The organism is Dorea phocaeensis, from assembly GCF_900240315.1.
In the GTDB taxonomy this organism is placed as follows: Bacteria; Bacillota; Clostridia; order Lachnospirales; family Lachnospiraceae; genus Dorea_B; species Dorea_B phocaeensis.
Genome location: NZ_OEPZ01000006.1, coordinates 20,730 through 43,072 on the forward strand (window position 1 = coordinate 20,730; position 22,343 = coordinate 43,072).

Consider the following 22,343-nt stretch of genomic DNA (forward strand, 5'->3'; position numbering starts at 1 on the left):
CTTCCTAAAGCTTATCATCTGTTCTTTATTCCGCCTTAAATATAATCTCATTTTCATGTACAAGACCTAGCTTCTCCTTCGCCACATCCTCTACATATTCATCTGTACCTACATATTCTTCCAGCTCTTCAATCTCTTTCGCACGTGCTTTTTCGTCCTCAATCTTCTCTTTCAGTTCCTCTTCCTGTGCCCGATAATCCCGGTCTTTGGCTTTCAGCGATACGCTATTAACCGACACTACCGCCATAAGAAGAAGGATAACTGCGCTGATTCCGAGAACACTTCTCCGATGGCGCTGCATGCGCTTCCTCTGCCGCTGCATACGGCTTTTCTGCTTCATTTTATTCATTATACTCACCCTTACGCCGGCACCCCTGCCGACTTTTATTATCCCTTATTGTTTTTTATCTTATCTTTTTTTCCTCCCTGAATCAAGTCTTTTGGAGCAAATCCGTTCCCGATAAGTGTAGATTTTTTTATACAGTTTTTCTTCCTGTTTCAAAAACCCCGTCATAAAAAGCGCCCCAACTACAACACCTAGTATAAAATGCCATCGAACGCTACCATCACTGGTATGGTAAATTTGCACAAACACATAAACAGCCGTCCCCATCCAGAAAATCAGGTCCTCAATTCCTATCACTGTCAGATTATGACGTACAATCTGACGGAAACAGGAAATGCATCGGTATACCAAACGGATGATTCCCCCTGAAAGCACTGCCGCCAAAAACACCATAAATTCTTCTCGGATCCCTGTCATTCCATTACCTGAACAATTTAGAAAACAGATTTTCCGACTGCTTTCCAACCGCCTTCATATCTGAATACGCCACACTGTCAATATTTCCCGACAGATCGACTTCCCCTTTTTCCAGACTTAACCGATTCACGTGAAGATCGGACCCTTTCACCATGAGCATTCCTTGCTCTGTCTCCAGCAGGATCTCATTTAAGTCAAAAGACAACACATCATTCACTCCGGTTACCAGACTGGTTTTCCGATTATTAATGACCAGTTTATGATTTTTTGATACTGTTCTTTCTTCCATATCTGCCACACAACCTTTCTTCCTAATCCTATGAAAGGTTGTTCGCGAATATTACAAATATTTGAACAATTCTTTTGCCTCTTCCTTTTTGGTTGTATCCTGAATATCCAGCACCTCCACTTTCACGGTGCGGGTACCAAACTGAATTTCTATGACGTCTCCCGGTTTTACCTTCACGGATGCCTTGGCAACCGTTCCGTTAACCTGTACTCTTCCTGCGTCGCAGGCTTCATTTGCCACTGTCCTTCTTTTAATCAGACGGGACACTTTCAAAAATTTATCCAATCTCATCTCTGAAATCCTCCTGTTTTCAATAATAAAAGTAGGGAGCCAAAAAGCTCCCTATCCTTACACGAACCTTACTATTCTATTCGCATCCACAATTATGCATTTACCGCATCTTTTAAAGCTTTTCCTGCTTTGAACTTTGGTGCACTGCAAGCTTCGATCTTCATAGTCTTTCCTGTCTGAGGATTTCTTCCCTCTCTTGCAGCTCTCTTGCTTACTTCAAAAGTTCCAAAGCCTACTAACTGTACTTTATGATCTTTCTTTAATTCATCTGTTACTACGTCAACAAATGCTTTTAAAGCCTTCTCAGCGTCCTTCTTAGATAATTCTGCCTGGTCAGCAATTGCTGCGATTAATTCTGTCTTGTTCATGGATTTTTCCTCCTCTTGTCTTCGCATAGAATCCTGTATTTATTCTACTCTCTTCTATTATCCTTGACATCTTGCATCAGTCCCCTCTGCAAATGCCTTTAGTTACTGTTATACCGTTTTTCCCTATGTTTGTCAAGGTAATTTTCCCGGTTTTCGCCGTATTTACGGGCTTTTTCCGCATTTTTGCATACGGCTGAAACCTTATTTTCCATTTCTTTACATCATAACATCAATCATTTCCAGAACTTCTTTTCCAAGTGCTTCTGATTTTGCATCTGCGTCTGCAAGAGATTCTCCTTTTACTCCATAATAGAATTTCACTTTCGGCTCTGTTCCTGATGGTCTTACACACAGCCACGCATCATCCGTCAGATCATAATACAGTACATTGGAAGATGGAAGGCCTGTCCCTGTCACTTCTCCCGTCTCAATATCTTTGATCGTATCTGCCTGGTAATCTCTTGCTTTGAGTACCTTATATCCGCCTACTTCTGCCGGCGGATTCTTACGCAGAGTCTCCAGGATCTCCTGAATCTTCTGCAAGCCTTCAATTCCTTTTAACGTAATCGCCTGAATACCATCTTTGTAATAGCCAAAACGTTCATATAAATCAACCATAGCATCCCACAGAGTCTTGCCCTGTGTCTTATAGTAAGCAGCCGCTTCACAAAGCGCCATCGTTGCTACAATCGCATCTTTATCTCTTGCATGGGTTCCAATCAGACATCCATAGCTTTCCTCAAATCCGAAAAGATATGTACCATTTCCTGTCGTTTCAAATCCCAAAATCTGCTGTCCGATAAACTTAAATCCTGTCAGCACCTCGATCAGCCCAACTCCGTAACCTTTTGCGATCGCATCTGCAAGGTTGGAGGTTACAATCGTCTTAATCAGATATCCGTCATCAGGAAGTCCCTTTAATGCTTTTCTCTGACCGATCTCATAATCTGCAAGAAGACATCCGGACATATTACCTGTCAACTCACGGTATTCGCCGGACGCATTATCTTTCACATAAACACCAAGGCGGTCTGCATCCGGATCCGTAGCCAGCACAAGATCTGCATCCACTTCTTCTGCCAGTTTCAGACCCAGCTCAAACGCTTCTTTCGCCTCTGGATTCGGATAGGAAACGGTCGGGAATTCTCCGTCTGGGAGTTCCTGTTCTTTGACCACGTATACATTTTCAAAACCAAGCTCTTTCAGAATTCGTCTTGCCGGAATATTTCCGGTTCCATGAAGCGGACTGTAAACGATCTTTAAGTCTTTTCCAACTGCGTCAATGGCATCCTGATGAATCACCTGCTTTTTCAATTCTGCAATATATCCATCATCCACATCTTCGCCAATTACTTCATAAAGACCTTTGTCTTTTGCTTCCTCAAGCCCCATGGTTTTTACAGTACTGTAATCTGTCACAGCCTTTACTTCATCCATAATTCCTTTATCATGGGGCGGCGTAATCTGCGCTCCATCTTCCCAGTAAACCTTGTAACCATTATACTCCGGCGGATTGTGACTTGCTGTAATATTAATACCTGCGATACAGCCCAGTCTGCGCACTGCATAAGATAACTCCGGTGTTGGACGCAGGGACTCAAATACATATGCTTTGATTCCATTTGCAGCCAAACAAAGCGCTGCTTCATCTGCGAACTCCGGAGACATCCGGCGAGAATCATACGCAATGGCAACACCTTTTGCCTGTTCCTCTTTCTTTATAATATAGTTTGCAAGCCCCTGAGTTGCCTTTCTGACGGTATAGAGATTCATGCGGTTCGTACCAGCTCCGATGATTCCTCTAAGTCCTGCCGTTCCAAACTCAAGATCTTTGTAAAAACGCTCTTTGATTTCCTTATCATCTTCTGCAATCCCCTGCAGTTCCTTCTTTATAGCCTCATCAAAATATGGGTTATTCAACCATTCTTCATATCTTTCACGATATTCCATAATTGCACCTCCTGTCATTAATATCATTATTATACAACAGGATGCTACAAATGAAAAGAAAATATCTCCTCTAAAAACCGGCGTTTTTCTTCCGTCTGCCGAATTGCCGTGGAAAGCTTTTCGATATTTTTCACCGAAACCCATGCTTTGTTGGAATGATAATAGGAATTGGCGATCTTCCAGATTTTCTCCGGATAGGACAAACGATTTCTCAAGTATTCCATCTCCACATCCGATATTGGGCGGACGGCTGAATAGGCATTGATCATATTATCACCAAGCCTGGTTTTCCAGCCGGTCTTTTCCATTACTTTTCTCAGAAAATAATACAAGTCTTCTACCTGTACATCATACTTGAATTTTTCAAAGTTGGTCACTGCAATCTCCGGCATTTCCACCCGCGCAGGGCGCGCTGTCGGAAGCATCAGAATATTGTGGTAATTGTATTCTCCATGAACGAGGCAGTGCCCTTCCACACTTTCTTTATAAAGTGTATCATAGCCTGACTGTTCCAATTCCTGAAGCGAAGCGGATGCCCACTGATACATTTGATCAAAACATTTTAAAAAGGCAATTTCAAATTCTCCTTTGGGCGAAAGCTTTCTCATATATTTCCGCACCTTTCTCAATTCCCGATTGTGACGTGCGTACTCTTCCTTCAAATCAGTCCCTGTCCCCGCCGGAAGTTCCAGCTGATGCTGCATCAGTAAATGTAATTTTGCAAGGCTGGCTGTTGCCTCCAGAAGTTCCGCCGGTCGGTGCAGATCACATTCCCGTCCGGGGAACCAGCGCTTCAGTATGTATCTTCCTTCCCCCTCTAATGCGGACACACTGTCCCCCTCTTGATTCAAAATGATTTCATCCGTATTCTCTACTCCTTGCTGCCGGAGGTAATCGTGCAGCTCCCACACAACCGGTATTCGCTTCTCCTGCCCGGTGACGTCTTTTAGCAGAAGAAGTCCCTGGTCCGTATCACATAGCACGGCGCCCCTGGTTTTCCGCGTACTGATCACTTTTATATTGTACTGTTCTAATACTTTCAACTCATATTCCTGCATATCCATCCCCTACATTTTCCGTTATTCTCTCTAACGTATGTCCGATGGGGAGAAAATATGAATGGGGACGGAGGTTTTTGAAAAAACCTCCGTCCCCATTCATATTTTTCCCTGTCCCAAATTGACTTTCCCCCGTCCCAATTTGTCTTTCACGTTCTAACGAATTATATGTGCAGAGTTTTCAACAATGCTTCTTTCGTGTTCTTTTCTGGGTTTATGAGTACTATCCCCAACATTTCCTCTAACTTATCCCCAATTTCCTTGCCAGGCTTCATCCCGGCTTCTATCAAATCCTTGCCAGTCACTGCAAGATCTTTCAATGACACACATTGTTTTTTTTCTAAGATTTCACAATATAATTTTTCAATTGCATCTAAATTAGATAACTTTTCTTCTCTTTGATACAGACTCTGCGCTAAAACATCCGCCCGACGCACTTCCATATAATATGGGAATAGATCTTCCCCTATTTTATTCATCGCCTTACGAACATTAGCTGCCTCTGCCGGCATACGATAGTCATGATAACAAACAAGTTTGCACACTTTATGCAGTGTATCATTATCAAATTTCAACCTGCGCAGCACATTTTTCGCAATACTCTCACTCTCTACTGCATGTTTTTTAAAATGCGCCCGACCGTTTGCATCTATCGTTTTCATCTTCGGCTTGCCCATATCATGCATTAACATAGTTAAACGCAAAATTTTATCTGCTCTTATATTTTCCATTGCATGTAGTGTGTGTTCTCCCACATTATACATATGATGCGGCGTTTCCTGATCCGTTTCCATCATTTGATCAAATTCCGGCAAAAATTGCTTTGTAATTCCCAAATCATAGGCATCCTTCAACAATCCTGGCCGTTTCGAAGTCAGCATTTTTATTAACTCTATCTGAATTCTTTCAGCACTGATATTTTGAAGTGTATCCGCAAGCTCGCGCATCCCGCTTCTTGTATCCTCCTCAATCTCAAATCCCAATTGTGCCGCAAATCTTACTCCTCGCAGAATTCTAAGGGCATCTTCCGAAAATCGCTGTCTTGCATTGCCCACACATCGTATTACTCCTGCCTCTAGATCGTGCATTCCTCCAAAAACATCGACCAGCCCATCTTTTTCGTTATACGCCATCGCATTAATGGTAAAATCACGCCTCAATAAATCTTCTCTCAAATTTCTAGTAAATGTAACTTCTTTTGGGTGCCTGTTATCTTCATAGTCTCCATCTACCCGATATGTCGTAACTTCAAACCCTTCATGGTCCAGCAAAACCGTTACTGTTCCATGCTCAATCCCCGTATCAAATGTCCGATGAAACAGCGCCTTTGTTTCTTCTGGTGTTGCAGATGTTGTGATATCCCAATCCTCTGGCTTTCTCCCCAAAGCTGAATCCCTCACACAACCACCAACAGCATATGCCTCATATCCATGTTCCTGCAAAACTTTTATAATTTCATTTACCTGCTTCGGCAAATTAATTTTTAACTTATCCATATCTTTTTCCTCCATTTACTAACACCATGGTTATAATATCATATTTTCATTCGGGACGGAGGTTTTTTCAAAAAACTCCGTCCCGAATGAAAATATCCCTGTCCCTTTTGGTTATCTCATTCTCATTTCTTCCCTTAATAGTTTCTGAAGCTTTTTTGCCGCACGTTTTGAAATTTCAAACTGATTTGCAATAATACTTTCAAACAAATTTCTCATGTCACACCAATCCAAAATCTCTTCCTTGGAAAGTTCAAAATCTTTCGAAATATTCTCGAGAAACATCCTTGCAATTTCTTTTTGCTGCATCAATTCCTCCTCTGGAATATCCGCAAAAACCTTTGAACTTTCAATCCGATGAAACTCTTCAAAGGCTTTCGTGCCATCCAGTAATCCCACGTTCATATCATATCCTTCACTACTTAAAATACCCTTCTTGTATTTTGCCGGATCAAAATATTCTTGTGCACTACTATAACGATAACTTTGTACATTCTTACACATTTTTGCTTTTAATGGATTTAAATGAATATATCGTAGACAATTCCAGAAATGTTCTTCACTTTCGATACATTGGCTATGAAATCGTCCCTGAAAGACGTAACCAACTCTTTTATGTTTATAATTATAATATTTTGCGTATTCAGCCAGAATCTTGGCCATGAAAGATGATAAATCCTCTTTTTCTGATTTCACCAACAAGTGAATATGATTTTGCATGATACAATATGCAAATATTTTGACATTGAATTTTTGATAGTTTTCTCGAATGATATTAAGAATTCTAGATTTTTCTCGATTTTCATTAAAAATCAGCTCTTTATTCAACCCTCGTGTCGTTACATGATAATATCCTGTTAGACTTTCCTGTCTCGGTTTTCTTGGCATATAATTCCCCCTTTGACGGAGAATGAGCTTCTTAAAATTTAGGAACAGGGTATTTTCAATTTCAATTTGGGACGGAGGTTTTTTCAAAAAACTCCGTCCCAAATGAATTGCAAAAATTAGTAGGATTTTCCCCAATATGCCATATGTTTTGCAGGTTTTCCACACCAGATACATTTATCTGAAATCATTTCTTCATCCTCGATCAGACATCTGGTTGCTGCTCCTCCTGTTGCATACTTCACTTCGCCTTCACACTCCGGATCTCCACACCAGCATGCTTTTACAAATCCACGATTTGCTTTAAACTTCTCAACCATTTCATCCATCGTCACGGCTGTATCGATATGGCTGTCCAAGAATTCTTTCGCTCTGTCGTACATATCCTGCTGCTCCTGCTCTAAGATTTCACGCAGTTTTGTAGCAATTTCATCCAGAGATACCACAATTTTCTCACGTGTATCACGGCGAACAACAATAACCTGATTGTTCTCAATGTCTTTTGGTCCAATCTCAATACGAGTTGGAATACCAAGAATCTCCTGTTCAGAGAACTTCCATCCCGGACTCTTATCGGAGTCGTCAATCTTCACTCTATATCCAGCTTTTTTCAGCTCATCTAACAATGCATACGCTCTGTCAAGCACGCCCTCTTTATGCTGTGCAATCGGAATAATTTTACATTCAACAGGTGCAACATGCGGTGGCAGAACAAGTCCGTCATCATCACCATGAACCATGATCAATGCTCCGATACTTCTGGTAGACCATCCCCAGGAAGTCTCGTATACACTGTGAGGCTCATTGTTTTTATCAATATACTTGATACCAAATGCATCTGGGAATCCGCTTCCAAAGAAATGGCTTGTTGCAGACTGAAGTGCCTTTCCGTCATGCATCAGCGCCTCTACTGTGTAAGTATCCTGCGCTCCAGCAAATTTCTCATGCTCTGCCTTTCTTCCAGACACATATGGAATCGCCATCGTTTCTCTATAGCAATCCTCGTATACATGGAACATCTGAATCGTACGTGCTTCCGCCTCTTCATATGTTGCGTGAATTGTATGTCCTTCCTGCCACAGGAACTCTCTAGAGCGAAGGAACGGTCTTGTAGTCTTCTCCCAACGAAGCACAGAATTCCACTGGTTCCATACCTTCGGAAGATCACGATAAGATTTTACTGTTCTTGCCCACAGATCGCAGAATAACGTCTCTGAAGTCGGACGAATACATAATCTTTCCTGCAGTCTTTCCATACCACCATGTGTTACCCATGCAACTTCCGGCGCAAATCCTTCAATGTGATCAGCTTCTTTTTCAAGCAAGCTTTCCGGAATCAAAAGCGGTAAAGATACATTTTCTACTCCTGTTTCTTTAAAACGTCTGTCAAGGTCCGCCTGAATCAGTTCCCAAATCGCATACCCATTCGGTAAATAATTCAGACATCCTTTTACGCTTGAATAATCACACAACTCTGCCTCGCGCACAACGTCTGTATACCACTGTGCAAAATTTTCATCACGAGGTGTGATATTTTTTACTAATTTTTCCTTTGCCATGTTTCTCTTCTCCTTTTTCTTATTCTGACGAGGCCCTTGCCCCACACTCAAATATATCGGGAAACGTATTATTTTTCACAAAGAAAAAGCCAAGCCTTACGTCCCCGCTAAAAGGGACCGAAAAGCTCGGCGGTACCACCCTAGTTAACTGCAACCCATTCGCAGTTCTCTCATTTGCCATTAACGCTGGCAGACGCTGCACTTTCATGCAGTGGCTCCAAGGCGGGTTCCATGTAGTTCAAAGCAGAGATCTCCCACCATATGATCTCCTCTCTGGGGCTTGCTTTCATGTACTAATCCTCTTCATTGCCAAAAATTCTTGAGTTAACTGTGATTTTAATCTATCATTTTGCATTTGTCAAGGCAGAAATTTCCACACCCAAGCCCTTACTCTGCTTCACCATTTCCTCACATGTACAAAAGTCAGTAATATTACACCTTTATCCACCTTCCTTTCCATTTATATTTGCATATTCAGATACTCTATGTTTAAATGATAAAAACAAACCACTTCAACATTAAGGAGAATCAACAATGAATACCAAACCTCTTAATATTCTATACGAAGATACGCACATTCTGGTGTGCGTCAAATCGCACGGCATTGCAACTCAAAGCAGAAAACTTGGCTCTCCAGATATGGTTTCTCTTCTTAAAAATCATATCGCCCACTCCAACCACAGCAAGGGTGAACCTTATCTGGCAGTCATTCATCGTTTAGATCAACCGGTATCCGGAATTTTGGTCTTTGCAAAAACTCCCTTCGCTGCCAAAGAACTAAACCGCCAGCTTACCTCCCATAGCTTTGGGAAATATTATCGCGCCCTCGTTGATAAAATGCCACCTGCGGAAAGTGGCACCCTTGAAAATTATATGGTCAAAGACCGCAAAACAAATATCTCTCAAATCTGCACTCCCGATACACCTGGTGCAAAACTTGCCCGTCTGCATTACGAAACCGTTCAAAAGGGACAGGGGATTTTTCATTTGGGACGGAGTTTTTTTCATTTGAACACGTCCCCAATTGAGCTTAACATCCACCTCGATACAGGAAGGCATCACCAAATCCGAGTACAGCTAGCAGCTCTTGGCTGTCCTATTCTCGGAGATTCCAAATATAATCCACAACCTGTGGAAAACGGCACCTGGCAAACAACCTGCTTATGTGCCTATCGATTAGATTTTCATCATCCTAAGACCCAAAAGCCCTTACATTTTGAATTAGAACAGGATGATTGTTAGAACGGGACAGGCGCACAACGTAATCGGGGACGGAGTTTTTTTCAAAAAACTCCGTCCCCGATTAATTACTCTTCTACCTCTTCGTTCAGCGCTTCCTCATACTTTTCAAGGATAATATTTTGAATTCTCTCTCTCGTCCCCGAATTAATCGGATGTGCAATATCTCTATATTCCCCATCCAGCGCCTTCTTACTCGGCATTGCAATAAACAGACCTTTTTCTCCTTCAATCACTTTAATATCATGTACTACAAATTCCTCATCCATAGTAATTGAAACTACCGCTTTAAGTTTCCCCTCTTTTGCGACTCTTCTCACACGTACATCTGTAATCTGCATATTCCTTTAGCCCCTTTCTTCCAAGCTGCACTCCTGTTTACAGTGCATACCTCTCGTTCTTTTCCACAACTACTTTTACACCATTTTCTCCAACATGACGCGTATTTGCTCTGATCGTATCACGACTTTCAACAATACAATTTTCAATATAAGTATTGTCTCCCAGATAAACATCGTTCAAAATAATAGAATTTTTGATCACGCAATTATTGCCGACAAACGTCTTTTTAAAGAGAACTGAATTTTCCACTGTTCCATTGATAATACTTCCACTCGCTATCAGGCTGTTCTTAACCACTGCGCCCGGATTATATTTTGCCGGTGGCAAATCACTAACCTTAGAGTAGATCTCTGGCTGCTTTTTGAAAAAATACTCTCTGACTTCCGGTTTTAGGAAATCCATATTTGTCTGGTAATAAGCATCCACTGTCGATATGCTGCTCCAGTAATCCTTTATCTTATAACCGTAAATCTTCTTCACATTTTTGTATCTGATCAGAATATCGGTTACAAAATCATGCCTGTCATCTTCCGCGCACCGTTCAATCAGATCGATCAGCTGGCGTCTTCTAATCACATATATTCCCGTTGATACCGTATTGGATGTTGCCACAAGCGGCTTCTCCTCAAATTCTTCTATTCTCATAGAATCATTCATCTTCACCGTTCCAAACCGGCTTACATCCTCATTTGAATCCATTTCTTTACAAACCACTGTAATATCTGCTTTTTTTGCAATGTGATATTCCAGCACTTTGTTATAATCCATCTTATAAACAGCGTCTCCAGAAGTAATAATCACATAAGGCTCATGGCATCTTTTCAGAAAATCTAGATTTTGATAAATCGCATCTGCAGTTCCTCTGTACCAATAATCATTATCCGCCGTAATTGTCGGCGTAAACACGTACAAACCACCCTGTTTTCTTCCGAAATCCCACCATTTAGAAGAATTCAAATGTTCGTTGAGTGACCGTGCATTATACTGTGTCAGCACGGCAACCTTCTGAATGTGTGAATTAGACATATTGCTAAGCACAAAATCAATTGCTCTGTAGCTTCCCGCCACCGGCATTGCTGCCACCGCACGTCTCTGTGTTAATTCACGCATCTTATTACTGTTTCCACCTGCTAATATAATTCCAACAGCTCTCATACACGTTCACCTGCCTTTATCAATGTCTCTCCACTGTCTAATACGCCATTCGGATAATCTTCTTTGGAAGTCACTCCACTGATCGCTGTATTCTTTCCAATCTGCACTCCGCTTGGCACTACTGAATTTTCCCCAATGGTTACAAGGCCAAAGGAATAAATTGCTGGTTTCAACTTATTTGGCACGTCACTTCCAATTCCCAATGTAACGTTGTCACCAATCTTACATTTCTCTGCAATAATAGACTTGTCTACTACACAGCCTTTTCCAATGGTAACATCCTTCATAATAATAGAATCCCGGACAACCGTTCCTTCTTCAATGGTTACTCCTGAACCAATCACACTGTTATGAACTTCTCCATAAATCTCAGAGCCATTTCCTATAATACTTCTCTCAATCACCGACTGTGAAGATATGTACTGCGGCGGAAGGATTTCGCTGTTTGTATAAATCTTCCAGAATTCTTCATACAGGTTAAACTCCGGAATAATATCAATCAATTCCATATTCGCTTCCCAATATGATCCCAGCGTTCCTACATCCTTCCAATATCCATTATATTCATAGGCAAATAACCGTTGTCCCTTTTCATGGCAATATGGAATAATATGTTTTCCAAAGTCGCACCCCGGCTCATTTTTCAGAGCAAGCAGTGCTTCTTTTAATACCGGCCAGCTGAAAATATAAATTCCCATAGAAGCCAAATTGCTCTTTGGCTGCGGCGGCTTCTCCTGGAACTCTGCAATCCGCCCTTCCTCTTCGGTAACTACAATTCCAAAACGGCTCGCTTCTTCCATTGGCACTGGCATTGCCGCAATCGTAACGTCAGCATCATGCTCTTTATGGAAATCCAGCATAACCTCATAATCCATCTTATAAATGTGATCGCCTGACAAAATTAATACATAATCTGGATTAAACGTCTCCATATACTCCAGATTCTGATAAATAGCATTTGCCGTTCCGGTATACCACTCACTGTTGCTGCTCTTCTCATACGGCGGTAAAATAGTCACGCCTCCGAAATTCCGGTCTAGATCCCACGGAATTCCAATACCTATATGTGCGTTCAGCCGAAGCGGCTGGTACTGGGTCAATACTCCGACCGTATCAATTCCTGAATTTATACAGTTGCTGAGTGGAAAGTCGATAATCCGATATTTACCGCCAAATGCAACCGCTGGTTTTGCGACCTTAGCAGTAAGAACTCCAAGTCTGCTGCCCTGCCCTCCTGCCAACAGCATCGCTATCATTTCCTTTTTTCTCATGTCATCACCCCTCCTCAGTAATATTATAGTTCTGATTATACCATAGTTTTGATTTTCAGAGAACAAATTTTACAAATAAATCGTATTTTTTCTAAACTTTTTATTAAAATATAACAAAAACTTACGGCTTGGTTTTTTTGCCATATATGTTTATAATAATATGGACAGATAGATAGATTTATGACAGTTATTTTAATTAGATTCACGCAATTGAACAGAAAGGTGATTGATCAATATGTATAAAATTAATTTTTCTCAGCCTGTACACGTACACTTCATCGGTATCGGCGGTATCAGCATGAGTGGTCTTGCAGAAATTCTTCTGAAAGAAGGATTTACGATCTCCGGCTCTGACAACAAGGAGTCCGCTCTGACCCAGCATCTAGCCTCACTCGGTGCAACCGTGTTTTACGGGCAGAAAGCATCTAATATGATAGAAGGAATCGATCTGGTTGTATATACTGCCGCCGTTCACGAAGACAATGAAGAATATATGGCAGCTGTACAAAAAGGTCTTCCTATGTTAAGCCGGGCAGAACTTCTCGGACAGCTGATGAACAACTACGATATGCCGATTGCCATTTCCGGAACCCATGGGAAAACGACAACGACATCCATGCTGTCCCACATCCTTCTCGCCGGAGAACTGGATCCAACAATTTCTGTAGGCGGCATTTTAAAAGCTATCGGCGGAAATATTAAAGTCGGAAATTCCGAAATTTTCTTGACAGAAGCCTGCGAATATACCAATAGCTTTCTTCATTTCTTTCCAAAAATCAGTGTGATTCTTAATATTGACGAGGACCACCTGGATTTCTTTAAAGATCTGGAAGATATTCGCAATTCATTCCGCAAATTTGCAGAACTCCTGCCAAAAGACGGTTCACTGATCATCAACGGTGAAATTGACCGTTTAGGCGGCATTACCGATGGTTTAAAATGTAATGTCATTACCTATGGAATGGACAGCTCTTTTGATTACGCTGCCGTTAATATCACACACAATCAAACCGGAGCAGCTTCCTTTGACCTGGTAATCAGAGGAATCTTCGTTTCACGGATTTCTTTGTCCGTCAGCGGCGACCACAACGTCTCTAATGCTCTGGCATCCATTGCCGTTGCAGACAAACTTGGAATTCCAATGGAAACAATCCAGACCGGACTCCATGATTTTCACGGAACAAACCGTCGTTTTGAACATAAAGGCGAAGTAAACGGCATTACTATTATTGATGATTATGCACATCATCCAACAGAAATTGCAGCCTCATTAGACGCTGCCCATCACTATCCTCACCAGGAGCTCTGGTGCATCTTCCAGCCCCATACCTACACACGTACCAAGGCGCTGTTTGATGAATTTGTAGAAACGCTCCAAAGGGCCGATCATATTATTCTGGCCGATATTTACGCCGCCAGAGAAACGGATACCCTTGGTGTTTCTTCTCTTGACCTTGCAAATGCACTGAAAGAAAAGGGCTGTGATGCCTATTATTTCTCTAGTTTCGGAGAAATCGAGGACTTCTGTCTCAAGATGTGTCATAAAGGGGACTTGTTGATAACTATGGGCGCGGGAGACGTTGTAAACATTGGCGAAAACCTGTTAAAACGTTAGTTATCCACATTTTCCACAGGTTTTTATCCACAAAAAACCTGATTTTTCAAGCAAAAATTTCTTTTTTCCCTGTCCTTCTGATGCTATAATAACTCTACACTAAACGAGCAAGAGGAAGGACAGGCGTACTGATTATGAAAAAATTAACCCTTACAAATTACGTACAAGGCACTACTACCGTGCTGGAAAATGAATTTATAGACCGTTATATGCCCACGGCAAACGGAGAATATGTAAAGGTGTATCTTCTGATTTTGCGCCATCTTTCCAACGCTTCTGGCACACTTTCCATCTCTGCGATGGCAGATCTGTTAGACTGCACGGAGAAGGATGTGTTAAGAGCACTAAAATACTGGAAAAAAGAAGGACTTCTTGATTATGACGATCCGGATGATACTACACAGCTAACACCGGAAGATCCTGTTTCTGGCACAGCCAATCAGCAGGCCGGCGCATCTGCTATCCAGACCGCTTCGACACCTTCTATGTGCAAAGAATCCGTGCCAAAGGCGTCCTCAGATGAAGTCAACAGCGTTTCTAATATTCAGCAGTATCGTAGCCGCAAAGAGCGGAAAGAATTTAAAGAGCTGCTCTTTGTTGCAGAACAATACTTGGGAAAAACTTTATCTTCTGTTGACATCGATATGATTACATACTTTTTTGATTCTCTCCATATGTCCGCAGAGTTGATTGAATATTTGATTGAATACTGTGTGGAAAACGGGCACAAGAGCATGCGATACATCCAAAAAGTCGCACTTTCCTGGAGCGAACAGAATATTACCACTGTAGAAGCCGCAAAATCCAGTTCTCTTCAGTATAATAAAAATTGTTATTCCATTTTAAATGCATACGGAATTAAGGGACGAGCCCCTGCCTCTTCTGAAATTGCTTATATTCGTAAATGGAATGAAGAATATGGTTTTACACTGGACATTATTTTAGAGGCATGTGACCGCACTATGAACGCGATCCATCAGCCAAGCTTTGAATATACCGATCGAATTTTAGAAAACTGGCATGAAAAAAAAGTACGTGCATTTAAGGATATTTCTGCACTGGACGCCCATTATCTAAAAGAAAAGGAACAGAAAAAGAAACAAAAGCAGACTGCTTGCTCTTCTCCTGCTCCAAAAACAAATAAATTCAACAATTTCGACAACCGTTCCTATAATATGGATGATTTGGAACGCAGACTTGTTCAGCAATAAAGGAGAGTTTGATCCATGGCATTATCGAATTCACAGTACGAACAAATTATGCGTACTTATGAACAACGACAATTGGATAACGAATACCAGCTTCGGGAACGCTATAAACGCGCTTATTCTCTGATTCCGGAACTGGAAGAGCTGGATCACGCCATCTCTTCTCTAAGCCTTGAGAAGGCAAGGAAACTTTTAGATGGTGACGAGACCGCTCTTCTTTCTTTAAAGCAGGAACTTACCTCTCTTACTTTACAAAAACAACGGCTATTAGAATCTCACGGATTGCCTTCTGACTATCTGGAACTTCATTACACTTGTCCAGACTGTCAAGATACGGGCTATCAGGGCACCCAGAAATGCCACTGCCTGAAAAAAGCAATCGTAGATCTTCTCTATACACAATCGAATCTGCATGAAATTCTGGAAAAGGAAAACTTCCATACCTGTTGCCTGGATTTTTATTCCAGCAACCATATCGACCCGCTGACCGGGCGATCTTCATTAGAATCCATGCAGACAGCTCTGAAAACCTGCCATGATTTTGCAGCTCATTTTTCAGAGAACTTTCAAAATATTCTGCTCTATGGAGACACAGGAGTTGGAAAAACATTCCTCTCGCACTGCATTGCCAAAGAGCTAATTGACCAGGCTTATTCCGTCATTTACTTTTCTGCAGCGCAGTTGTTTGATCTTTTTGCCCGCCATACTTTTGGGCGAAAAGAAGAACAAGACCAGGAAGAGCCCGAATATATTTATAACTGTGATCTGCTGATCATTGATGATTTGGGAACGGAACTTTCCAATTCCTTTACTACATCACAGTTATTTGTTTGTCTAAACGAACGCATCCTGCGTCAGAAATCCACTGTTATCTCTACCAATCTAGCATTGGAAGATATAAAATCTATTTACTCGGAGCGGATCTTTTCACGAATCAGCAGTAATTATACTATGCTGCGGTTGACTGGAGACGACATCCGTATCCAAAAAAAATTATTAAACCTGGGAGGTACAAAAGATGCTACGTCGTACTGATCGTACTCTTGACAACATACCGGTTGGTGCTCTGGGGATCATCGCACTGGACGGTTGCAACGAAATGGGTAATAAAGTAAATGATTACCTAGTGCAATGGCGCAAAGAAGACAATCACGCCCCCAAAAATGATATCGTGTTCAATGGTTACGAAAAGGATACTTATCTGATTGATGCCAAAGTTCCACGTTTTGGTTCCGGAGAAGCAAAAGGTATCATCAACGAATCTGTTCGCGGTAAAGATCTCTATCTTATGGTGGACGTATGTAACTACAGCCTGACCTATTCTTTGACCGGTCATGTAAACCACATGTCACCAGATGACCATTTTCAGAATTTAAAGCGAGTGATTGCTGCTGTTGGCGGAAAAGGACGCCGCATCAACGTCATTATGCCATTTTTATACGAAAGCCGTCAGCACAAAAGAAGCGGACGCGAGTCTTTAGACTGCGCACTCGCTCTTCAGGAGCTTGTTCGCATGGGTGTTGACAACATCATTACATTTGATGCACACGACCCACGAGTTCAAAATGCAATTCCTTTAAACGGCTTTGAAACAGTTCGTCCTACTTATCAGTTTGTGAAAGGACTGCTCCGTCATTACAAAGATCTGAAGATCGACAGCGAACATATGATGGCAATCAGCCCGGATGAGGGTGCTACCGGACGTGCAATTTACCTTGCCAACGTTCTAAACCTTGATATGGGTATGTTCTATAAGCGTCGTGACTACACCAAAATCGTGAATGGACGCAACCCTATCGTTGCACACGAATTCCTTGGCTCTTCTGTAGAAGGAAAAGATGTAATTATCCTGGATGATATGATTTCCTCCGGAGACAGTATTTTAGATGTTGCACGCCAGCTGAAACAGCGCAAAGCAAAACGTATTTTTGCTGCTGCAACTTTCGGACTCTTCACCAACGGACTTGAGAAGTTTGATCAGGCATACGAGGAAGGACTCATTGACGCAATCCTCACCACCAACCTGATCTATCAGACACCAGAGCTTCTGGAGCGTCCTTACTATATCAACTGTGACATGAGTAAGTACATCGCTCTGATGATTGATACGCTGAACCACGATGGTTCCATCAGCAGTATTTTAAATCCAAGCGAACGTATTCAGGCGGTCATCGAAAAATACAACCGAGGCGAAGAGATTTAATATCGATCTTTAATTTCTCTTTATTAAAACAAAATATCCCGGAAGAAAGATTTCTGCAGTCTTTTCAAACAAGCACAAATCCCTTTCTTCCGGGATTCTTATTATTCTTTTTCATCTTTTATACAATAACCTTGTGGAACGCAATTCCCCTCTCCAACAGGACCTGTTCTTCTCGCTTCTGACAGGTAAAAATCAAAACCTGTTTCCTGTTCTTTACCAACCACTGAAGGGTTCTCTCCAAACGCTCATCATCATAATTCACGAATGTATCATCTAAAATAACCGGCATCTCCTCCTCTAAAAGCATCTCTCCAGCTGCCATCCGAAGCGCAAAATATGCCTGTTCCAAAGTTCCTCTGCTAACTCGCTCAACCGGCACTCTCTTTCCTTTCGACAATAGTACCAGATGCAAATGATCTTCTGCTAAAAGACGATCATAATGTCCATTTGTAATTTCCTGAATGATCTGCGATGCCCGCTGATTCAATCTAGCTTCCAACTGTTCCTGCATTGTCTGAGACAAAGCTTTTAATCTCTCCTGAGCAAGCACGAATGCTTCCCGCTTCCTGTCCCACTCTTGAAATTCTCCGCTGATTTCATCCAGTTCTGCCAACTGCTCCTGAAGATTGTCATACTGAATTCTTTTTTCTTTTAAGTCGGCATCAATTCGTTCAATTCCCCATGCCAATTTTTTCAGCGGTATTTTTTCTTCTTCTGGCGTAATCTCTTCTAAAATCAACTCAGGTTCCGTTTTTTCTTGTTTTTTCCCCACCTTCATCCGATTCCAAATATATAATCCACAAGCAAGGAATATGACAATCGCAACCAGATAGTTCCAGGGACGGGGAATCAAGGCAAAAGAACCAATTACCAGCACAATAAACAAAATAATTTCCAGAGGATGAACCCTCCATTTATCTGCCCGTAGCTCTTCCACTACACTATGTCCATTCTGACTGCTGTTTTGCTCTTTTTCTCGCTCCTGTTCCTTCTTTTCCCGATAATGCAGTTCCTCATCCAGATGTTCCCGTTCCATCTCCAAACGATGAACATCCCTCCACACATAAGAAGACTCCTGTTCAATCCTCTCCCTTTTTTCCTGTCGTTTTTCCATTTCCTGACGAATCTGCTGATCTAAGCTTTTTTGTTTCTCTCGCAGATAATTAAGGGCTGCTTCCAGATTAATTTCTTCTGCTCCCGACTGATAGTAGTTCATTGCATAATTACGAAACTCCGCATCCAGCGACTGTCCCGTCTCAACTTTCATCTGCCCGATAGAAACCGTATTGTCAAACCCAGAGGAACTCAATCCCCCCAGCAGCATATCCAAATCCCCTTCTTCCACAGACAGCTGCTCTCCATCCGTCTCACACACTAAATCCGCCTTTTTCGTATGGCGGTCAAAATTTCGCTCTATCCAGAAAATTTTTCCGCCACTCTCCAAACGAAGTGCCCCCGAATAATAAGCCGCATTGTCCCATGGTTCATACATCATGTAAGTATCATTCACAGATGCTCGGCCACGCCCTCTCTCTATTCCATAAAACATCCCCCTGATAAAAGAATGCAGAGTCGTTTTTCCCGACTCATTCTTCCCATATAGAATGTTGATTCCCTCTTTTAATTCAATCTCTCGTCCTTGGAATTTGCCGAAATTTTTCAGCAAAAGGTTGCAGATTTTCATACTCTATCCTCTTCTCGTCTCTACCAAAGCCTCTACTCCTGCACACAAGGCCTGATATTCAATGCTGTCTTCTTCGCTATCCTTCAAACTTTGAATAAACCGGCCAAGCAGGTTCTCGCCATTTTGTTTCATCAATTTCTCATAATCATAAGCCGGACGGGTCTCATCTTTCAGTTCTACAATATTACCATACGGATCCATCGCGCTCAAATCATACAGCGTCTCTGGACTTCTCTGCCCTGTAATCCGAATCTTATAGAGATTCCTACATCCACATCCGGCAATCGCTTCTTCAATTTTTCCACGCAGTTCATATCCGGTCGTCTCTTTATCCACCACAATCTCCATAGAAATGTACTCTCGCAAAGCAGATTTGACAAATTCAAACTGGCATCCCTGTTCCGTTAATTCCCCTTTGATATAACCGTGTTCCCCCATATCATTCTTGTCTATGGGCTCCAGCGCTCCTGCATATGCCATAGGATAAGGTTCAAATATTTGTGGCTTATGAATGTGCCCAAGTGCAACATAGTCATATCCAAGAGAAACCATATCATTTTTTTTGATCGGAATATGCTTCTCATCACCACCATGTGCCAACAAAATCTCATATTTCTGGCAATGTTTTGCATAAATCCCCTGATATTTTTCCTCTGCAATTTCTCTGCTATAATAACTGCAGCCATAAACAGCCAGCTCAAGTTCCGGCAGTTCTACACAGGAAATTTCTTCACTCAAAATCATATGTACATTCGGCGCCCAGGCAAATGTATGGTAATAAGAATCCTTTTTCAGATAATCATGGTTTCCGGCAATCAGTATTACCTGCGTCTCTTCCATCGACGCAAATAAATAATTAACCTCTTTTAATTCTCTCAAAAGTGGCTGCCGGTGGAACAAATCCCCTGCCACCAACAGAACGTCCACCTTTTCTCCCCGGCAAACTTTCGTCACTCGTTCAAGCGACTCCCACATTTCTCGTCCGCGCGTGTCCTTACCTGCGCTTCCTGCGTCCGGATTTGCCCCCAAATGTATATCTGCGATGTGTATAAATTTCATCTGTTACTCCCTCTTCGTCAGCCTTTCCTGGCAATGTTACAATAAACTGTGTAGAAATATCATCACTTTTCGCGCGAATCATGCCGCCGTGCAACTCTACAATTTCTTTTGCAATCGCAAGACCTAATCCCGCTCCTCCGGTTCCGCTGGATCTGGAACCATCTACACGATAGAATTTTTCAAATATTGTCTGAAGCATTGCTCCTGGAATTTTATCTCCCTGATTGCTGAATATAATCTCAATATCCTGATTTTTCATCTGGGCTTCAATCCGAATTTTCGTATGTGGATAACAATATGCAATTGCGTTTCTTAAAATATTATCAAAAACTCTCGCCAACTTATCTGGATCTCCGTAAATCATCAAATTTTCTTCTACATTCACCTCACAAGTCAGCTGCTTTTCCTGAAGCACTCCATAAAGCTCATCTGCCAGCTGCTCCAGCATCAAAGAAAGATTGATTTCAACCGGTTCCAATTCAATATTCTGTAGATTATAGCGGGTAATATCAAAAAACTCGTTAATCAATTCCCCCAGACGAATCGATTTTTCCATTGCAATTCGGATATATTTTTCCCGCTGCTCCTGCGGCATATCCGGATGGCTGTCCAACATACTCAGATACGCAACAATGGACGTCAGCGGTGTTTTCAAATCGTGTGCCAGAAAGAGTACCAAGTCATTTTTCTTCTTCTCTCCCTCTTCCGCTTCCAGTTCTTGACGCTTCAGTGTCGCTTTGATCTCATTTAAGCGGATTTCAATCGGTTTTAATTCCGTAATCAAATGAATCGGCTCTGTAGAATCCGAAACAATGTTCTCAATACCATCCCCGATCTGATCCAAATACTTTGTCATCTTGGAGAGCGCGACGTAGAAAAACAGCGCAAAAAGAAGCAAAAAGCCAACAACCATAAAAAAGGTTTTATTGTCTCCCAGCCATCTCCAATATAAATCAATTGCCGTTTGCTCATCTACCTGAAAAGACATTAGGACTTTTACAAAAATTTTCCCAAAACTATCATTGTAAATTCCATCAATGACATAATTCAGCAGAAAACCTCCGACCAGCACCGTTACGGCTGTAACAAACACTGTCTGCAAAAGAATACTGAATTTCAATTTGCGATAATTATTCTTCAACCTTATACCCAACTCCCCACACTGTCTTAATGAAATCAGATTTCCCGGTTGGGCCGCTCATTTTCTCACGAAGATGACGGATGTGCACCATAACCGTGTTGTTGCTGTTCTTATAATACTTTTCGTTCCAGACTTTTTCAAACAACTCTTCTGAACTGATCACTTTACCGCGGTTTTCACAAAGAAGCCAAAGAATATCAAACTCTATCGGAGTCAGGGTAAGTGGAACTTCATTATATACGCACTCATGGGATGTCCGATTCAATACTAGACCTCCAAAATCAATTACGTCACCCTCATCCTTGGTTCCTTCATTATATTGTGTGTATCGGCGAATTTGAGCCTTTACTCTTGCAACCAATTCCAACGGATTAAAAGGCTTCGGTATATAGTCGTCTGCTCCTAATGTCAGTCCTGTAATTTTGTCCATATATTCCGTCTTCGCTGTCAACATAATCACAGGAAACGTATAACGCTCCCGAATTTGTTTCAAAATCTGAAAACCATCAATGTCCGGAAGCATAATGTCCAGAATCGCAAGGTCAATCTTCATTGTCCGAATACAATTTAGCGCATCCTGTCCATTGTAAAACTTGTATACATTATACTGATCATTCTGCAAATACAACTCAATAATGTCAGCAATCTCTCTTTCATCGTCCACAACTAAAATGTTCATAATTTGTCCTCCTATTCATCGGGGACGGAGTTTTTTTCAAAAAACTCCGTCCCCGATGAAAATATCCCTGTCCCTTTTGGCAATTAAAATT

The 22,343-nt window shown here is 41.7% G+C and carries 22 protein-coding genes and 1 other annotated feature; of the genes, 5 read left to right on the forward strand and 17 right to left on the reverse strand.

Going from position 1 to position 22,343, the window contains the following annotated elements; genetic code table 11:
- Positions 1–25 precede the first annotated feature (25 nt).
- The 10 genes from C0979_RS11020 to proS form a co-directional block, all read right to left on the reverse strand.
- On the reverse strand, positions 26–349 hold the full coding sequence (locus C0979_RS11020) for a septum formation initiator family protein (protein ID WP_101696041.1): 324 nt from the start codon (positions 347–349) through the stop codon (positions 26–28).
- 60 nt (positions 350–409) lie between these two features.
- On the reverse strand, positions 410–763 hold the full coding sequence (gene yabQ / locus C0979_RS11025; RefSeq protein ID WP_101696042.1) for a spore cortex biosynthesis protein YabQ: 354 nt from the start codon (positions 761–763) through the stop codon (positions 410–412).
- A 4-nt stretch (positions 764–767) separates the two neighbouring features.
- Positions 768–1,052 (reverse strand): sporulation protein YabP, encoded by a 285-nt coding sequence (gene yabP, locus C0979_RS11030; protein ID WP_101696112.1) that lies wholly within the window; start codon positions 1,050–1,052, stop codon positions 768–770.
- Positions 1,053–1,103: 51 nt separating this feature from the next.
- Complete coding sequence (locus C0979_RS11035) at positions 1,104–1,343, reverse strand: RNA-binding S4 domain-containing protein (protein WP_101696043.1); 240 nt, start codon at positions 1,341–1,343, stop codon at positions 1,104–1,106.
- Between the two features lie 92 nt (positions 1,344–1,435).
- The gene (locus C0979_RS11040; RefSeq protein WP_274602442.1) at positions 1,436–1,738 is read right to left on the reverse strand and encodes a non-specific DNA-binding protein Hbs; all 303 of its coding nucleotides are present in this window, start codon (positions 1,736–1,738) and stop codon (positions 1,436–1,438) included.
- Between the two features lie 189 nt (positions 1,739–1,927).
- On the reverse strand, positions 1,928–3,661 hold the full coding sequence (locus C0979_RS11045) for a phospho-sugar mutase (protein ID WP_101696045.1): 1,734 nt from the start codon (positions 3,659–3,661) through the stop codon (positions 1,928–1,930).
- Positions 3,662–3,705: 44 nt separating this feature from the next.
- Positions 3,706–4,719 carry a CotS family spore coat protein gene (locus tag C0979_RS11050; RefSeq protein WP_101696046.1) on the reverse strand — a complete coding sequence of 338 codons (1,014 nt, stop codon included), beginning with the start codon at positions 4,717–4,719 and terminating at the stop codon, positions 3,706–3,708.
- A gap of 164 nt (positions 4,720–4,883) precedes the next feature.
- On the reverse strand, positions 4,884–6,215 hold the full coding sequence (locus C0979_RS11055) for a CCA tRNA nucleotidyltransferase (protein ID WP_101696047.1): 1,332 nt from the start codon (positions 6,213–6,215) through the stop codon (positions 4,884–4,886).
- A 111-nt stretch (positions 6,216–6,326) separates the two neighbouring features.
- Entirely contained in the window at positions 6,327–7,100 is a 774-nt protein-coding gene (locus C0979_RS11060; protein ID WP_159459878.1) for an REP-associated tyrosine transposase, read from the reverse strand.
- Between the two features lie 116 nt (positions 7,101–7,216).
- Positions 7,217–8,656 carry a proline--tRNA ligase gene (gene proS / locus C0979_RS11065; RefSeq protein WP_101696049.1) on the reverse strand — a complete coding sequence of 480 codons (1,440 nt, stop codon included), beginning with the start codon at positions 8,654–8,656 and terminating at the stop codon, positions 7,217–7,219.
- 109 nt (positions 8,657–8,765) lie between these two features.
- Positions 8,766–8,972: a binding site (T-box leader), on the reverse strand.
- Positions 8,973–9,190: 218 nt separating this feature from the next.
- Here proS and C0979_RS11070 point away from each other — a divergent pair.
- Positions 9,191–9,898 (forward strand): RluA family pseudouridine synthase, encoded by a 708-nt coding sequence (locus tag C0979_RS11070; protein WP_101696050.1) that lies wholly within the window; start codon positions 9,191–9,193, stop codon positions 9,896–9,898.
- A 65-nt stretch (positions 9,899–9,963) separates the two neighbouring features.
- Here the strand turns inward: C0979_RS11070 and spoVG are convergent, their stop codons facing one another.
- The 3 genes from spoVG to C0979_RS11085 are packed head-to-tail and all read right to left on the reverse strand — an operon-like array spanning position 9,964 to position 12,663.
- Positions 9,964–10,236: a septation regulator SpoVG gene (gene spoVG, locus C0979_RS11075; RefSeq protein ID WP_101696051.1), complete on the reverse strand. Its 273-nt coding sequence runs from the start codon at positions 10,234–10,236 to the stop codon at positions 9,964–9,966.
- A 37-nt stretch (positions 10,237–10,273) separates the two neighbouring features.
- Complete coding sequence (glgD, locus tag C0979_RS11080) at positions 10,274–11,392, reverse strand: glucose-1-phosphate adenylyltransferase subunit GlgD (RefSeq protein ID WP_101696052.1); 1,119 nt, start codon at positions 11,390–11,392, stop codon at positions 10,274–10,276.
- Entirely contained in the window at positions 11,389–12,663 is a 1,275-nt protein-coding gene (locus C0979_RS11085) for a glucose-1-phosphate adenylyltransferase (protein WP_101696053.1), read from the reverse strand. The genes glgD and C0979_RS11085 overlap by 4 nt, the downstream gene beginning before the upstream one ends.
- 235 nt (positions 12,664–12,898) lie before the next feature.
- Between C0979_RS11085 and murC the strand changes: the two genes are divergently transcribed.
- The 4 genes from murC (at position 12,899) to C0979_RS11105 (ending at position 17,689) form a co-directional block, all read left to right on the forward strand.
- The gene (murC, locus tag C0979_RS11090) at positions 12,899–14,278 is read left to right on the forward strand and encodes a UDP-N-acetylmuramate--L-alanine ligase (protein WP_101696054.1); all 1,380 of its coding nucleotides are present in this window, start codon (positions 12,899–12,901) and stop codon (positions 14,276–14,278) included.
- A gap of 134 nt (positions 14,279–14,412) precedes the next feature.
- Positions 14,413–15,489, forward strand: a complete 1,077-nt coding sequence (locus C0979_RS11095; RefSeq protein ID WP_101696055.1) for a DnaD domain protein — start codon at positions 14,413–14,415, stop codon at positions 15,487–15,489.
- Between the two features lie 15 nt (positions 15,490–15,504).
- Complete coding sequence (locus tag C0979_RS11100; RefSeq protein ID WP_101696056.1) at positions 15,505–16,521, forward strand: ATP-binding protein; 1,017 nt, start codon at positions 15,505–15,507, stop codon at positions 16,519–16,521.
- On the forward strand, positions 16,505–17,689 hold the full coding sequence (locus C0979_RS11105; protein ID WP_101696057.1) for a ribose-phosphate pyrophosphokinase: 1,185 nt from the start codon (positions 16,505–16,507) through the stop codon (positions 17,687–17,689). The genes C0979_RS11100 and C0979_RS11105 overlap by 17 nt, the downstream gene beginning before the upstream one ends.
- Positions 17,690–17,807: 118 nt before the next feature.
- On the opposite strand, the gene C0979_RS11110 is transcribed toward C0979_RS11105, so the two are convergent.
- Genes C0979_RS11110 through vanR form a run of 4 tightly spaced genes read right to left on the reverse strand, consistent with a single transcriptional unit; the run spans position 17,808 to position 22,252 of the window.
- On the reverse strand, positions 17,808–19,373 hold the full coding sequence (locus C0979_RS11110) for an ATP-binding protein (protein ID WP_101696058.1): 1,566 nt from the start codon (positions 19,371–19,373) through the stop codon (positions 17,808–17,810).
- 3 nt (positions 19,374–19,376) lie between these two features.
- Complete coding sequence (locus tag C0979_RS11115) at positions 19,377–20,432, reverse strand: metallophosphoesterase family protein (RefSeq protein WP_101696059.1); 1,056 nt, start codon at positions 20,430–20,432, stop codon at positions 19,377–19,379.
- Positions 20,368–21,573 (reverse strand): sensor histidine kinase, encoded by a 1,206-nt coding sequence (locus C0979_RS11120; protein ID WP_101696060.1) that lies wholly within the window; start codon positions 21,571–21,573, stop codon positions 20,368–20,370. Before C0979_RS11120 ends, C0979_RS11115 begins: the two co-directional genes overlap by 65 nt.
- Positions 21,563–22,252: a VanR-ABDEGLN family response regulator transcription factor gene (vanR, locus tag C0979_RS11125; RefSeq protein WP_101696061.1), complete on the reverse strand. Its 690-nt coding sequence runs from the start codon at positions 22,250–22,252 to the stop codon at positions 21,563–21,565. Before vanR ends, C0979_RS11120 begins: the two co-directional genes overlap by 11 nt.
- Positions 22,253–22,343 lie beyond the last annotated feature (91 nt).

Bases quoted from the DNA above. Each gene is read 5' to 3' on its own strand.
- C0979_RS11105 (WP_101696057.1), top strand. From the start codon at position 16,505: ATGCTACGTCGTACTGATCGTACTCTTGACAACATACCGGTTGGTGCT.
- vanR (WP_101696061.1), bottom strand. From the start codon at position 22,252: ATGAACATTTTAGTTGTGGACGATGAAAGAGAGATTGCTGACATTATT.
- C0979_RS11100 (WP_101696056.1), top strand. From the start codon at position 15,505: ATGGCATTATCGAATTCACAGTACGAACAAATTATGCGTACTTATGAA.
- C0979_RS11085 (WP_101696053.1), bottom strand. From the start codon at position 12,663: ATGAGAAAAAAGGAAATGATAGCGATGCTGTTGGCAGGAGGGCAGGGC.
- yabP (WP_101696112.1), bottom strand. From the start codon at position 1,052: ATGGAAGAAAGAACAGTATCAAAAAATCATAAACTGGTCATTAATAAT.
- C0979_RS11070 (WP_101696050.1), top strand. From the start codon at position 9,191: ATGAATACCAAACCTCTTAATATTCTATACGAAGATACGCACATTCTG.
- spoVG (WP_101696051.1), bottom strand. From the start codon at position 10,236: ATGCAGATTACAGATGTACGTGTGAGAAGAGTCGCAAAAGAGGGGAAA.
- C0979_RS11020 (WP_101696041.1), bottom strand. From the start codon at position 349: ATGAATAAAATGAAGCAGAAAAGCCGTATGCAGCGGCAGAGGAAGCGC.
- C0979_RS11060 (WP_159459878.1), bottom strand. From the start codon at position 7,100: ATGCCAAGAAAACCGAGACAGGAAAGTCTAACAGGATATTATCATGTA.
- C0979_RS11035 (WP_101696043.1), bottom strand. From the start codon at position 1,343: ATGAGATTGGATAAATTTTTGAAAGTGTCCCGTCTGATTAAAAGAAGG.
- glgD (WP_101696052.1), bottom strand. From the start codon at position 11,392: ATGAGAGCTGTTGGAATTATATTAGCAGGTGGAAACAGTAATAAGATG.
- C0979_RS11110 (WP_101696058.1), bottom strand. From the start codon at position 19,373: ATGAAAATCTGCAACCTTTTGCTGAAAAATTTCGGCAAATTCCAAGGA.
- C0979_RS11045 (WP_101696045.1), bottom strand. From the start codon at position 3,661: ATGGAATATCGTGAAAGATATGAAGAATGGTTGAATAACCCATATTTT.
- C0979_RS11055 (WP_101696047.1), bottom strand. From the start codon at position 6,215: ATGGATAAGTTAAAAATTAATTTGCCGAAGCAGGTAAATGAAATTATA.
- yabQ (WP_101696042.1), bottom strand. From the start codon at position 763: ATGACAGGGATCCGAGAAGAATTTATGGTGTTTTTGGCGGCAGTGCTT.
- murC (WP_101696054.1), top strand. From the start codon at position 12,899: ATGTATAAAATTAATTTTTCTCAGCCTGTACACGTACACTTCATCGGT.
- C0979_RS11040 (WP_274602442.1), bottom strand. From the start codon at position 1,738: ATGCGAAGACAAGAGGAGGAAAAATCCATGAACAAGACAGAATTAATC.
- C0979_RS11095 (WP_101696055.1), top strand. From the start codon at position 14,413: ATGAAAAAATTAACCCTTACAAATTACGTACAAGGCACTACTACCGTG.
- proS (WP_101696049.1), bottom strand. From the start codon at position 8,656: ATGGCAAAGGAAAAATTAGTAAAAAATATCACACCTCGTGATGAAAAT.
- C0979_RS11050 (WP_101696046.1), bottom strand. From the start codon at position 4,719: ATGCAGGAATATGAGTTGAAAGTATTAGAACAGTACAATATAAAAGTG.
- C0979_RS11115 (WP_101696059.1), bottom strand. From the start codon at position 20,432: ATGAAATTTATACACATCGCAGATATACATTTGGGGGCAAATCCGGAC.